Annotated in this window: 14 protein-coding genes; 8 read left to right on the top strand and 6 right to left on the bottom strand. The window is 54.4% G+C overall.

Translation table 11 applies throughout. From position 1 onward, the window contains the following. Positions 1-10: 10 nt before the first annotated feature. The 4 genes from arsH to AAC086_RS09620 all read right to left on the bottom strand — a co-directional run bounded on the left by arsH (position 11) and on the right by AAC086_RS09620 (position 2,904). A complete protein-coding gene (arsH, locus tag AAC086_RS09635; protein ID WP_339778238.1) occupies positions 11-736 on the bottom strand; it encodes an arsenical resistance protein ArsH in 726 nt (241 codons plus the stop codon). Beyond that, positions 736-1,149 carry an arsenate reductase (glutaredoxin) gene (gene arsC, locus AAC086_RS09630; RefSeq protein ID WP_339778237.1) on the bottom strand — a complete coding sequence of 138 codons (414 nt, stop codon included), beginning with the start codon at positions 1,147-1,149 and terminating at the stop codon, positions 736-738. Before arsC ends, arsH begins: the two co-directional genes overlap by 1 nt. After that, the gene (locus AAC086_RS09625; protein ID WP_339778235.1) at positions 1,146-1,502 is read right to left on the bottom strand and encodes a metalloregulator ArsR/SmtB family transcription factor; all 357 of its coding nucleotides are present in this window, start codon (positions 1,500-1,502) and stop codon (positions 1,146-1,148) included. Before AAC086_RS09625 ends, arsC begins: the two co-directional genes overlap by 4 nt. Before the next feature lie 169 nt (positions 1,503-1,671). After that, positions 1,672-2,904 (bottom strand): methyl-accepting chemotaxis protein, encoded by a 1,233-nt coding sequence (locus AAC086_RS09620; RefSeq protein ID WP_339778232.1) that lies wholly within the window; start codon positions 2,902-2,904, stop codon positions 1,672-1,674. A 656-nt stretch (positions 2,905-3,560) separates the two neighbouring features. Between AAC086_RS09620 and AAC086_RS09615 the strand changes: the two genes are divergently transcribed. Both AAC086_RS09615 and AAC086_RS09610 read left to right on the top strand, forming a co-directional pair. Next, positions 3,561-4,175, top strand: coding sequence for an alpha-ketoglutarate-dependent dioxygenase AlkB (locus AAC086_RS09615; RefSeq protein WP_339778230.1), 615 nt, complete (start codon positions 3,561-3,563; stop codon positions 4,173-4,175). A 342-nt stretch (positions 4,176-4,517) separates the two neighbouring features. Further along, on the top strand, positions 4,518-5,561 hold the full coding sequence (locus AAC086_RS09610; protein ID WP_339778228.1) for a LacI family DNA-binding transcriptional regulator: 1,044 nt from the start codon (positions 4,518-4,520) through the stop codon (positions 5,559-5,561). A 27-nt stretch (positions 5,562-5,588) separates the two neighbouring features. Here the strand turns inward: AAC086_RS09610 and AAC086_RS09605 are convergent, their stop codons facing one another. Continuing rightward, positions 5,589-6,359, bottom strand: coding sequence for an FCD domain-containing protein (locus tag AAC086_RS09605; protein ID WP_339778225.1), 771 nt, complete (start codon positions 6,357-6,359; stop codon positions 5,589-5,591). 145 nt (positions 6,360-6,504) lie between these two features. On the opposite strand from AAC086_RS09605, the gene AAC086_RS09600 reads away from it, so the two are divergent. From AAC086_RS09600 to AAC086_RS09585, 4 genes are all read left to right on the top strand, one after another. Continuing rightward, entirely contained in the window at positions 6,505-7,536 is a 1,032-nt protein-coding gene (locus tag AAC086_RS09600) for a sialic acid TRAP transporter substrate-binding protein SiaP (RefSeq protein WP_339778222.1), read from the top strand. Positions 7,537-7,678: 142 nt separating this feature from the next. Continuing rightward, positions 7,679-8,164, top strand: a complete 486-nt coding sequence (locus AAC086_RS09595) for a TRAP transporter small permease (protein ID WP_339778219.1) — start codon at positions 7,679-7,681, stop codon at positions 8,162-8,164. 32 nt (positions 8,165-8,196) lie between these two features. Next, positions 8,197-9,474, top strand: a complete 1,278-nt coding sequence (locus AAC086_RS09590) for a TRAP transporter large permease (protein WP_339778216.1) — start codon at positions 8,197-8,199, stop codon at positions 9,472-9,474. A gap of 78 nt (positions 9,475-9,552) precedes the next feature. After that, positions 9,553-10,524, top strand: a complete 972-nt coding sequence (locus AAC086_RS09585; RefSeq protein WP_339778214.1) for an SMP-30/gluconolactonase/LRE family protein — start codon at positions 9,553-9,555, stop codon at positions 10,522-10,524. 39 nt (positions 10,525-10,563) lie between these two features. Here AAC086_RS09585 and AAC086_RS09580 read toward each other — a convergent pair whose 3' ends face one another. Then, positions 10,564-11,202 carry a DNA-3-methyladenine glycosylase I gene (locus AAC086_RS09580; RefSeq protein WP_339778211.1) on the bottom strand — a complete coding sequence of 213 codons (639 nt, stop codon included), beginning with the start codon at positions 11,200-11,202 and terminating at the stop codon, positions 10,564-10,566. A gap of 267 nt (positions 11,203-11,469) precedes the next feature. Here AAC086_RS09580 and AAC086_RS09575 point away from each other — a divergent pair, with 267 nt between their 5' ends. Both AAC086_RS09575 and AAC086_RS09570 read left to right on the top strand, forming a co-directional pair. Further along, positions 11,470-12,606 (top strand): ABC transporter ATP-binding protein, encoded by a 1,137-nt coding sequence (locus AAC086_RS09575; RefSeq protein ID WP_339778208.1) that lies wholly within the window; start codon positions 11,470-11,472, stop codon positions 12,604-12,606. 32 nt (positions 12,607-12,638) lie between these two features. Next, positions 12,639-13,595, top strand: coding sequence for an ABC transporter substrate-binding protein (locus AAC086_RS09570; RefSeq protein ID WP_339778205.1), 957 nt, complete (start codon positions 12,639-12,641; stop codon positions 13,593-13,595). Positions 13,596-13,603: the final 8 nt, after the last annotated feature.

Below are 13,603 nucleotides of genomic sequence, written 5' to 3'. Positions count from 1 at the left end.
TATTCCCTGATCAGATAGAGGGTTGATTGACGCGCCGGGAGAGTTCCTCGGCGGTTTCGACACGTTCGGAATAGCGGTTTGTCAGATAGGGGGAATGGTGGCGGGTCAGCCAGGTGAATTTCACCAGTTCCTCGCAGACATCGACAATACGGTTATAAAGCGGAGAGGGTTTCATCCGGCCATTTTCATCAAATTCATTAAATGCCTTGGGCACGGAAGACTGGTTGGGGATGGTTACCATCCGCATCCAGCGGCCTAAAATACGCAACTGGTTGACGCTATTAAAACTTTGGCTGCCGCCACACACCTGCATGATTGCCAGTGTTTTGCCCTGTGTTGGCCGTACCGCGCCCAGCGACAGGGGAATCCAGTCGATTTGGGCCTTCATCACCGATGTGATGGCCCCGTGGCGTTCCGGGCTAACCCAAACCATGCCTTCGGACCATTCGGCAAGGCCGCGTAATTCATGCACCTTTGGGTGATCGGCCCCCGCATCATCGGGCAGGGGCAAGCCAGCCGGGTTAAAGATTTTAACCTCGCAGCCAAACCATTGCAGCAGCCGGGTTGCTTCCTCGGCGACCCGGCGGGAATAGGATTGTTCGCGCAATGACCCGTACAGAACAAGAATACGCGGGGCGTGGTGCGGGGCATCTGGCCCGGCAAGGGCGGCATAATCCACGCGATGCAGGCTGTCGGCGTCGATATTGGGAAGATCGTTCAAAGTGATGTCTGTCATTATCGGGTCGGGGCCTTGCGTGTCACGGTTTCGCCGTCTTCTTTGGTAAAGGTCGTGATCGGGTGGGGCAAAAGATCAAGCACGCGTTCCGACGGGCGGCACAGGCGGGTTCCCGTTTCGGTTACCACGATGGGCCGGTTGATCAGGATTGGATCGGCCAGCATGGCCTCAATCAAATCAGCATCGGTTTTGCTGTCATCATCGAGTCCCAGCACGTCATAGGGGGTGCCTTTTTGGCGCAGCAAATCACGCGGGGTGATGTGCATGGCCGTGATCAGTTTCACCAGCTTTTCGCGTGTCGGCGGCGTTTTTAAATATTCGATGACATGGGGCTCTTCGCCGGACTGGCGCATCATGGCCAGGGTGTTGCGCGATGTGCCGCAATCGGGGTTGTGATAAATCAGCGGGATCATGTTTTGGCTTCCGATTTACGGGAACTGTCAGGGATTATGTCTGATAATTGGGGGTGGCACAGCTCCGGGTGGCCTGCACAGCAATCATTGACCATAAACCCCAGCAGATCGTTCATACGGGCAATGCTGGCGCGGTAAATGATTGATCGGCCCCGACGTTGCGAACGGATCAGCCCTGATCGCGACAATACCCCAAGATGTGACGACATGGTGTTGTGGGGTACATCAAGTAGCCTGGCCAACTCGCCCGCAGGCAGGCCACCGGGTTCATTGCGCACCAGCAGGCGAAATACCTCCAGCCGGGTGATTTGTGAGAGGGCGGCGAAAACCGCGATGATTTCATTTGTGTCCATATGTCCAACATTATAGACATATTGGCGCGATGGCAAGCTGGTTTTTAACGGGTCGATAAATGCGAAAGTTCGGCGGGATGTGGATAAAGGAAACATGCTCTGAAAAACAAACCCCGGCATCACAAAATGATGCCGGGGTTCGCATAGGGGCGAGTTTGATTGCGAAAGTTTACTCGACGTTCTTTAGCAAACTCTTAACCTGGTGATAAAGATTATCGGAATGGCTGTTTAAATCGACCGAGAAGCTGGCAAGGCGATTTGCCTGGTCCGATGCCTGATCGGCCAGTGCATCAAGATTGCCCAGATCGCCCGAGATCTTTTTCACGCCATTGGCGACGTCCTGAATATTGATGGTAATTTCCTGCGAGGCCGCGCGTTGCTGTTCGACAACGGCACCCAGATTACCGGCAATTTCTTCGTTTTCCTCGATCACGGTTCGGGTGTCGCCCAGTTCGTTGACAACGCGGCTGGTATTGTCTCGAATGGCGCTGATGCGATCGGTGATTTCCTGGGTTGAACGCGCCGTTTGGGTGGCCAGCGTTTTAACTTCGTTGGCAACCACGGCAAAACCTTTGCCGGCATCCCCGGCGCGGGCGGCTTCGATGGTGGCATTCAGGGCCAACAGGTTGGTCTGGCTGGCGATATCCTGAATGATTTTTACCACCGAACCAATTTCATCTACCGCGTTGCTAAGCTGGTTCATGACCGACCCGGTATGATCCATTTCCTTTACCGCGCGATTGGCGATTTCGGTCAGGCGGCCGATCTGGCTGGAAATTTCGTTGATCGACTGTGTCATTTCTTCAGATGCCGAGGCAACGCGCTGGGCGGTAACGGCGGTATTGTCGGCCGAGCCGCGCACGGAACCGGCCAGATCGGCACTGGTGGCCGATGTTTTGGTCAGTTCGCCCGACAGTTTTTTAAGCGCGACAGCCGAATTGCTGACATCGCTCGAAAGATCAACGCAGCTTTTGCCCAAGGTGATTTCATCGGTGATGATATCGGCTGAAAGGGCGAAACCATTAGGCGTGCCATCATCATTTTTCATGACGGTGATAGCAATCAGGATGGTGTCTTCTTCGATGCGAACCCGGTATTCCAGCGGCAAACGGTTGAGTGACCGGCCAATATTACGGAATTTATCCTGCCCCAGAACCCGGTGCAGATCATTTATCCGTTTTCCTTTGGCCGATGCTGCCTGTTCGCCGCGCCCCGAATAGATCAACTCGCCAAAACCATAGGACATATAACGCACAACCCCGTCCAGGTCGCAGGCAAGCAATCGGCTGGGAATGGCATTGAGAATATGTTTGTAAAGCAGCGCTTCTTCTTGCTGCTGGGCCTGCACCAGCGAAAGGGCGGCCTGGTTTTCGGCGATCTGATTGCGTTTCGACAGAAACATTTTATTCCCCCTGTTAGAACTTCCGACCGCAATTTTGCCAGCCGACCGTCTGTGTACGTTTCCCCGGACCCCTGCCTGCTTTATTGGCATCCAAAGACATCCACCACGTACCATCAGATGTATGTCGCGGGATTTTACCTGCGATATCAAATGGAAAAGAAGAATGAGCATAAAGCTCATTCCAAACGGGTGGGTGGATAGGTTGTTTACCTTGCTATTTTATGACCTTAAGTATAGCAAAATCACGATTTTAGCCTATATGGTGTGCCACATATTAACAGGCCACCTGTCGAATCGTTTTTGCGACGCGGCACAAGGAGTCGCACGGCAAACAGACCCGTCAATATCACCGGTTTTTCCGGTACTGCGATCAAATTCGCACAGCAATCTTTATGTAAGCCCATGAAGAATAAAAGGTTTGTTGCGTGCCTGCCTTGGCATTGGGGTAACGGGCCGTTCGACGTATCCCTGAGCCTTTCGGATGCTGTATTGGTAAACCGGATTGGGAGGGTTTTGTTGCGTTGCAATATGAAGAACATCACCCCCGGCGGCGGCGACAGGTGTGACGATGCTTCAAATTTGCGCCAAAACCGCCTAGGGTCCTGATTCTAAAACATTGATATGGACGTTGCCCATTCCAGCCAGGGAAGAACGGGATGATACGCGATCTGTTTGCTGACCAGCCGCCACAAAATATTCTGCCCTGTGATGGCGAGGCATGGCTATATCGTGATGTGCTGCCAACGGCAGATGCTGATCGCGTGTTTGACCGGTTGCACACCGCCCTTAACTGGCAGCAGGAAACAGCCTTTATTATGGGGCGCGATGTTGCGGTGCCGCGTTTAACCGCGTGGTATGGCGAGGTTGCCTATCGTTATAGCGGCGTTTATCACCCGGCAGCCCCGTTTCCCAAGGTATTGGTGCCCTTGCGCAAGCTGGCCGAGGAAAAGGCAGCCCACAGGTTCAACACGGTGTTGTTAAACCTTTATCGTGACGGGCGCGACAGCGTTGCCTGGCATGCCGATGATGAAGATGTGCTAGGCGAAAACCCGGTTATCGCCAGTTTGTCCTTTGGCGGGGAACGGCGGTTTCATTTGCGCCATAAAAAGAACGGCGACCGGGTGAGTGTTGACCTGCCCCATAATTCGTTGCTGGTCATGGCAGGCTCAACCCAGCATCACTGGGTACATCAAATTCCCAAAACCGCCCGTCCGGTAGCGCCGCGCATCAACCTTACCTTTCGCCAGACAATCGCGGATCGTCGCGGTTAGCGCCATGTGCCGCTTGCTGGTTGCGATAATGCCGCCGGGGTGTTGAGACGGTTTTTCACCACATAGCACAAAAAAAGACCGCCCCGACTTCAGGGGCGGCAGGGTATGGAAGTGCAATACGAGATTGCCGGGAAAACCGCAAACACCAACAAGCGCGCGGTCAGCAAATTGCGAAGGGACAATTTGCCATATAGAATCGCAATGAATCGATTCAATAAATGCATTGTGGGGGTGTCATATGGCATCTGTCAATATTATGATGAACCGATTCAAAAAAATGTCATCTGATGTGCTAGGGTATTTGCGCAACGTGACGAACGCAAAGCGGGGGAATATCGGCATATGGGCGAACGGGTTCGGCTGGTGGATGTGGCCAGGGCTGCGGGGGTATCCCAGGGAACGGCGTCGAATGCTTTTGGCAAGCCGCATCTGGTGCGCGATGAATTGCGCGAAAAGATATTGGCCATTGCAAGCGAGCTTGGATATCGCGGGCCGCATGTGATGGCGCGCATGCTGCGCACCGGCAAGGCCGGCGCGTTGGGCGTGGTTTTTCCCGATAACCTTGAATATGCCTTTAGCGACCCGGTTGCGATTGAACTTTTGCGCGGTATTGGCCGTGAATGCGCCCGCCAGGCCGTCAATATGATGATTATTTCGGCCGAAAATCAGGAACAGGCGGTTATGGCCGTTAATAATGCGGCGGTGGATGCTTTTCTGGTGCATTGCTATTCCGACAATAACGAAATTATTTCTGCCATTCGGCGGCGCAATTTACCCATGGTCGGGATTGATACCGACATTGTCGGCGCGACGGCGACAGTGGTGCTGGACGACTTTGAAGGGGCGGCAACTGCGGCCCGGCATTTGCTGGAATGCGGAGCACGTAAATTTGCCATTCTGTCGCTTCAGGCCGACGAGGCAGGCCAGTTGGGCCTGATGGATGCACGCCGGCGCGGTTCGGTTAGCCACCGGGTGGTGCGTGAACGGCTGGCGGGTTATCACGCGGTTTTGCGCGATGCCGGAATATCGGCTGCCGATATTGTCCATATTGAATGCGACAACCTGTCGGAAAATTCACGCATCGAGACGCGCAAGATGCTGGCAAGCAACCCCGCAATCGATGGCATTCTTGCCATGTCTGATATTATCGCCATCGGGGCGCTTGAAGCGATCAACGATATCGGACGGTCGGTACCGGGCGACATTGTGCTGATCGGCTATGATGGCATTCCACGCGCCGGGCGCACCCGCCCGCCCTTATCGACGATTGCACAGGATACTGTGGAAAAAGGCCGCCTTGCCGCCGAACTGGCATTGGGTGAGGCCATCGGAGAAAACCGGGTCCTGAAAACCAGACTGATCGTGCGCGCCAGCAGCCTTGCCTGAACAAATGTCGATCCCGAAGTTACACTTTTATGCTTCGATGATAGCTTTCATCCGCCAATAGCGTTCGGCAACGGCGACAAGATGGTCCTCCATTGCCTGTTCGGCTGCGACCGGGTCGTGGGCGGCAATTGCCGCATAGATTTTTTCATGCGCCTGATAGGCGGTCCGGTTGCCGTCCAACGATTTGGCCGAAATGTTGCGCTGATCGTCAAGCCATTCGACCACACCGGTATAAACAGCGGTAAAAATAGGGTTACCCCCGATTTTGGCAATCGCAATGTGGAAGGCTTCGTCGCTGCGCAGGAACGCTTCAGAATCATTCTGGGAATCGCGATTGTCATCTAGCAACGCGCGCAAAACCTGCAAATCCTTATCGGAGGCCTGTTGCGCTGCAATTCGCACCAGCCCGATTTCCAGTAAGGCACGCGCTTCTTGAAAATGATGAATACCTTCGGCCTCTGCAAGCAGCAGTCGTGCCACTCCTGATAAATCGTCGATCATGGCCTTGGCGGTTGGTTCTGCAACCCGCGCCTTTTCGCCATTGCGGACCACGACCAGACCCATGCGCGATAGCAGGGTCAGCGCCTCGCGCACGGCAGAGCGCCCGACATCGAAAAGCTCCATCAATTCCCGTTCGGATGGCAGCGGATCACCTGGTTTGTAATTGTCGCGAATGATGCCCTCGATTTGCAACGCGACCTGCTCGTGAAGCCGTTGGCGTTTGACCCGACGTTCCGGCAATGCCTTGCCGGAAGAAGAAATCGGTTCGCGCACCTTTGGTTGTCTGCGTGTTTTCATATCAAACCTTTAGGCCTCTTCTTTTTGCCTGTTGACCTATCTGATAGGTCACTGTTAGTGTACCTCAAACACCGCTGGTAAACCAGCGGGATATGCGAAAATACCAGAAGTATGACGCAGGTAAAAAATAACACAGGAGGAATTCATGTCTAAAGAAAACCAGAACGGGTCCGTTTGGGGCCTGGGGCGGCGCCAGTTTTTAAAAGGGGCCGGGATGGCCGCAGCGGCAACCTTTGCCGCAGGCAGCTTTAGCCCCCGGGCCTTCGCCGCAGCCCAGGAAGTGAAATTCGCCCATATCTTCAATGATAGCCAGCCCTTCCATAAATGGGTGCTGTGGGCGTCCGATCAAATCCATGAGAAAACCCAGGGTCGTTATAAGATCAATGTGTTTCCGTCTTCCTCGCTTGGCGGCGAGGTAGAGATTTATCAAGGCCTGACCCTTGGTACGATCGACATGGGCTTTACCGGCAGCCCGACGGCCAGCCGTGCTTATGGGCCGATGGCATTGATCAGCGGGCCTTATATGTTCCGCGATTTCGATCATTGGGTCGCCTATCGCGACAGCGACATGCGCAAACAGGTAACCGCCGAATTCAATACGCGCTCAAATCTGAATGTTGTCGGAACGGTTTATTACGGGCTGCGTCATGTCTCATCGAACAAGAAAATCGCCGAGCCAGATGATATGAAGGGGCTGAAACTTCGCGTTCCCAATGTGCCGCTTTACCTGCTTTTTCCGCGATCAGTCAGTGCCAATCCGACCCCGATTGCCTTTTCCGAGGTTTATCTGGCCCTGCAACAAGGCGTGGTCGATGGTCAGGAAAACCCGTTGCCGACGATTTTTGCCCAGAAATTCTATGAAGTTCAAAAGCATATCGCGCTGACTGGCCACATGATCGACACGCTGGTCGCGATGACCAGTTCTTCATTGTGGTCGCAGCTTTCGGACGAGGACAAGCAGATATTTTCGCAGGTTTTCGATGAAGCCATGGCCCAATGCACCGACGAAGTACGTACCACCGAAATGTCACTGATTAACGACTTCAAGACAAAATACAACGTCTCGGTTGATGAAGTTGATCGCGAAGCTTTCCGCAAAAAGATGATCCCGGAACTAACCGGCGAGAACGTGCCGTGGAGCAAATCCGATTATGAAAAAGTGCAGTTGATCACCTGATTATGACGATCAATGGTGCGACATTTTTTGGGAATGTGCCGGGGTGATGAAAATGGACGACAAGAACAGCACGCCTGCGTCCTCGCTCTTTGAGCGAGGACGCAGGGAAACGCCTTTCGCGATATCGGATGAAACGGACGGAATGACGGCCAATCAGGATGCGCCGGTACCCCGCCTCGGGGTCGAGGATATGGTGGGGTTGGGGCTTTTCTGGGCGACCGGCGCGGTCATTTTTTTGCAGTTCTTTACTCGCTATGCCCTGAATGATTCTTTTGGCTGGACCGAGGAAATTGGCCGTTATCTTCTGATCGCCATGACTTTCATCGGTGCGGCTGCGGCGATCAAACGACATGCGCATGTCAATATGACCTATTTGCATACGATCGTTGCCGTCCCGGTCCGCCGCGTGATGGCGGCGCTGATTGATCTTGTCAGCATCGTCATCCTTGGGGCGCTGACCTATTTCGCGATCAAGCTCGCCAATGCCATGAGTAATCAGCCAATGACGTCCATTAATATGTCGATGGGGATCGTTTATTGGACTGTTGCCGCAGGCATTGGTGCCATGACTTTGCGCGCCATTGTCATCGCCATTCGCAATATCGGGCAACGCTACGGCGAACGCTGATCCGCGCCACTCGCTTTCGGGGAGACCTTCCGTTGATTATTCTTTTGTTTGCTGCATTGGCGGTGTTCATCTTTCTGGGCTTGCCCATTGGACTGTCACTGGCGGGATCATCATTGATTTATATCCTGGTTTCCGGACATATTCCGGGCCTGGTGGTGATTCACCGTATGGTTGGCGGTGTTGATTCCTTTCCCTTGCTGGCCGTGCCGTTTTTTATTCTGGCGGGTAATCTGATGAATTCGACCGGGATTACCGAGCGGATTTTTGGATTTGCAACCTCCGTGGTCGGCTGGATGCGTGGCGGGTTGGGACATGTGAATGTCGGGGCCTCGGTTTTGTTTGCAGGCATGTCAGGTGCGGCCGTTGCCGATGCCGGTGGTCTGGGGGCAATCGAGATCAAGGCGATGCGTGAAGCGGGTTATGATACCGATTTTTCAATCGGGATCACCGCGTCATCCTCAACGATTGGCCCGCTTATTCCGCCCAGTCTGCCGATGGTGATTTACGGGGTTCTGGCCTCGGCCTCGATCGGGCAACTTTTTGCCGCAGGTATGGTGCCCGGCCTCCTGATGGCCGCATCGCTGATGGTCATGGTCGCATGGTATGCACGAAGGCGTGGTTATACCCCGGCCAACAAGTTTGCCTTGCGCCTTTTGGCCCATAGTTTCTCGCGAGCGTTCCTGTCGCTGATTACGCCGTTGTTGATTGTTGGCGGCATTTTAATGGGTATTTTCACTCCGACCGAAGCCGCAATTGCCGCTGTTGCCTGGGCCTTGTTTCTGGGAACCGTGGTCTATCGCAATCTGAACTGGAAAAGCTTTGTTGCGGTCAGCCGGGAATCGATGGAAACCACTGTTGTTATTCTGTTTGTCGTCGCCAGTGCATCGATCTTTTCCTGGATTTTGACCGAAAATCGTGTGCCCGAGCAATTCGCGCACATGATTGCGATGACGACCGACAACAAGATCGCGGTGCTGATACTGATTAACCTGATCCTGTTCGTGGTGGGCTGTTTCATGGAAACGGTAGCGGCGATCACGATTCTGGTACCGGTCCTGCTGCCGCTTGCGGTTGGCGTTGGCGTGGACCCGGTGCAGTTCGGCGTGATCATGGTGTTAAATTTAATGATCGGCCTGTTAACCCCGCCAGTTGGCATGGTGCTTTATGTGCTGGCCAAGGTTTCTAACGTCACCTTCGAGCAATCGGCACGTGCCACCATGCCCTTTCTCGTTCCGCTGCTGATTGTGCTGATGCTGGTGACATTTGTACCGCAGTTTTCAATGTGGCTGCCAACGGCCTTGTACCGTTAGGCACAGGTTAAAGCCCCGTTACCGCGTGCCATTTTGTCCTCAATTCTTTTGCGTGAATTTCATGAGGTTACCCGAACGATGTCATTTCCAATTGATCCGTCCCGTTTAACCTATCTCGGCGTGGGGCTTGAACGCCCGGAATGCGTTCTGGCCACGGCATCAGGATCAGTCTTTGTTTGCGACTGGCGCGGCGGGATCGTCCGATTGGGCGCAGATGATCAGCAATCCTTTATCGGCGCACCAAAAGCACCGGGCACATCAGCACTTTTGCCGAACGGCATTGCCCTGATGCGCGACGGGTCGTTCCTTGCCGCCAACCTGGCCGATAGCGGCGGCATTTGGCGGATGACGCCGGACGGGGAGGCAACACCTTTTATTACCACGGCAGATGGGGAAACCCTGTTACCGTGTAATTTTGTCGCCCTTGATGCCCAGGGTCGGATTTGGGGCACGGTTAGTACCCGGTTGCAACCGCGAACGCGCGCCAACCGGCTTGATGCCGATGACGGCTTTGTTTTTGTCGCCGACCAGCACGGCACCCGGATCGTGGCGGATGGTTTCGGGTTTACCAACGAGGTCGCCGTCGATCCGGCGGGGGAATGGCTTTATGTTAATGAAACTTTTGGCCGTCGTCTGACACGGTTGGCGTTGCGCGCCGATGGCACGCTGGGCACGCGCGAGGTTGTGGCAAGCTTTGGCCATGGGACGTTTCCCGATGGTTTGACCTTTGACAGCACCGGGGCGATCTGGCTGACCAGCGTGATTAGCAACCGGCTGATCCGGGTGGTTCCCGGCGAGGAACCGCAAATTTTGCTCGAAGACAGCGATCCCGAACGGGTTGATTTCGTCGAGGAGGAATTCCTTGCCGGTCGTTTCGGGCCTGAACACATGTCTGAATCGCGGGGCCGTTTCCTTGCCAATATTTCCAGTGTGGCGTTCGGCGGTCCCGATTTGCGAACGGTTTATCTTGGCTGCCTTCATGACGGAAAAATCGCCAGCTTCCGATCCCCTGTTGCCGGAATGCCGCCGGTGCATTGGCATTGGCGATAGGATGACAGTGGCGGAGGGGGCAGGCTGACGGATAGAGTTTCAGGTGCTTAGATCGTGATACCGGTAACAATTGGTGGTGTGATCCATGATCAGTCCGGTTGCCTGTAAAAACGAATAGATGATGGTTGAGCCAACAAACCGCATACCCCGTTTTTTAAGGTCTTTCGACAGCGCGTCGCTGACATCGGTGGTAACGGGAACGTCGCTGTGGTTTTGCCAGTGATTGATGATGGGGGCGCCCCCGACAAAACGCCAGACATAGGCATCAAAGCTGCCAAATTCTTCGACGATTTTTAAGAAAACGCGGGCATTGCCAACACTGCTGGAAACTTTAAGGCGGTTGCGGATAATGCCGGGGTTTGCCCGTAATTCGGCCTGTTTGGCATCGTCATAGGCCGCCACTTTTTGCACATCGAAATGATCATAGGCGGCACGGTATTGGTCGCGCCGCGATAATACCGTCAGCCAGCTTAACCCCGCCTGCGCGCCTTCCAGGATCAGCATTTCAAAAAAATGCCGGTCGTCATGCACCGGCGTGCCCCATTCGTGGTCATGATAGGCAACATAAAACGGTTTATCGATATGGGTTAAGGCCCACTTGCACCGGTGCGGTTGTGCCCCAGTGGCAAATATATCTTCGTTTGCCGGGGGCGGGGACTGTTTGATGGGCTCGGTCATGATTGATGATGCCTGGATGCCTGGATGCCTGGATGCGGGGTTACGGTGCACGCAGAATAGCAATTTTCGCAAGCAAAAACAGCGCCGGTTTCAGCATTTTTCAACCCGTGTACAGGCGGGGTTGCGTAAATACTGTGCAAGTGTGCGCTTGCAGAGCCGATTGACATAAATCTGTAATTAAAATGCAACTGAATATTAAAAATTGAAACAATTTCGGCATGATAAATCCTTGAGCGGTCAATAAACTTGAAAAGTCCGATCGCTCTCATGATCAGTGCTGAAAAATCCTCTGTGCAAACCGGTTCTCCGGTTATTGCGACCGGCGTTTCGCAACGTTTCGGCAACAATACCGTGCTTAAAACCATTGATTTAAGCGTGGCCCCGGGCGAGGTGGTTGCCCTTTTGGGGCCGTCGGGCTGTGGCAAGACAACCTTGTTACGGTTGCTGGCCGGGTTATCGCGCCCTACCACGGGATCGATCCATATTGGCGATCAACAGGTCGCCGATGCCAGCGGCGGGGCGTTTGTACCGCCCGAACGCCGGTCGATTGGCATGGTGTTTCAGGATTATGCCCTGTGGCCGCATATGACGGTGGCGCAAAATGTGGGTTTTCCGTTGGAAATGCAGGGCATTGGCCGGGCCGAACGCGACACCCGCATTGCCGAGGCATTGGGGTTGGTTGGCCTTGGCCATTTGGGCGACCGGCAACCGGGAACGCTTTCGGGCGGGCAGCAACAGCGCGTGGCGCTGGCGCGCGCCATCGTATCGCGGCCGCGCCTTGTTTTGTTTGACGAACCCTTATCCAACCTGGACCGCGAATTGCGCGAAAGCCTCGTGATTGATATTGCGTCTTTGCTGCGTAAACTGGGTATGACGGCGGTTTATGTCACCCATGATCACGGCGAGGCCTTTGCCATTGCGGATCGCGTGGCGATTTTACACAGCGGCAATATTTTGCAAATTGATGCTCCCGAACAATTGGTGGGCAATCCGTCTTCGCCCATTGTGGTTGATTTTCTGAAGCTGGGGCTGGTGCTTCCCGCCGAGGTTGACGGCGGCGATCTGGTGATCCGGGGTGGGGCGCATCGGTTATGCCCGCCTGCCGGGCTTGTGAATGGCAGCAAATCGGGGGATTTGTTTTTGCCGCGTTCGGCGCTGGTGCCATCAATTGGCGGTGCCGGCACCGTTGAAAGCATTGCCGACGGACATGCCATTCGCGGAACGGTTGTTCACAGCATGTTTCGCGGCGACGGCTATGCCGTTCAGATGCGGTTTGAGCCTGATATTGCGCTGGAAATGTTCAGCGCCACCCGCCTTGGCGACGGCACCCGTCATGATCTTGATATTTCGTGGGACCGGGCCTTTTGGTACCCGCATGAAGACGTGCAGACCCACCGTGCATAAGTCATACAATTTTTAAATTGGGGATAACGACGATGAAAAGCCTTAAAACTGTTCTGTTGGCGGGTTTTGCCTGCCTGACCCTTTCCGGCACGGCGATGGCGCAAAGTGTGACGGTTTATACAGCAGGCCCGGGCAGCCTGATTGAAAAGCTGGCGGCCGGTTTCAAGGATGAGAGCGGTATTGACGTCAATGTTTTTCAGGCCACCACCGGCAAGGTGATGGCCCGCCTGGAAGCTGAATCATCCAACCCGGTGGCCGATATTGTTATTTCGGCATCGTGGAAAACCGCCACCAGCTTTGCCAAAAAAGACATGCTGCTGGATTACACCAGCGCCAATGCCAAAAACGTTCCCGATTTTCTCAAAGGCCCGGGATATGTAGCCCAGGGCATTTCGGCACTGGCGATTGCCTGGAACCCGAAAAGCGGCACGCCGAAACCGACCGACTGGACCGATCTGACCAAACCGGAATATCACGACCTGATCACGATGCCGGACCCGGCACAGTCCGGTTCGGCCTATGAACTGGTTGCGGCATTAACCGCACAGCCAGATCTCGGCTGGAAACTGTTTGATGGTCTGGCTGCAAACAAAATGATTGTTCCCGGTGCCAATGCCCAGGCCCTGAACCCGGTATTGCAGGGGGCTAAGGCCGTTGTTTTTGGTGCGGTCGACTATATTGGTCTGGCACAGGCGGCCAAGGGTGAGGCAATCGAAATTGTGTTCCCGAAAAGCGGCACCGTGATTGCTCCGCGCCCGATGATGATTTTGAAAACATCGGCCCATCCGGATGACGCCAAAAAATTCATCGACTATGTGTTGTCCGATGCCGGTCAGGCTCTGGTGGCAAAAACCCAGTTGATGCCGGCGCGCGCCGATGTCACAGCAGATCGTCCGTTGATTGCCGATCTTAAAATTCTGGAAGTCGACCCGAAAACCGACCGTAAAGCGGTTCTGGATCACTTTGCCAAAACCTTTGGCATGGAATAAAGGCCTGT

It is taken from the genome of uncultured Thalassospira sp., from assembly GCF_963976115.1.
In the GTDB taxonomy this organism is placed as follows: Bacteria; Pseudomonadota; Alphaproteobacteria; order Rhodospirillales; family Thalassospiraceae; genus Thalassospira.
Note: the sequence above shows the minus strand (reverse complement) of the source record. Positions and strands in the feature narration are given on the sequence as shown.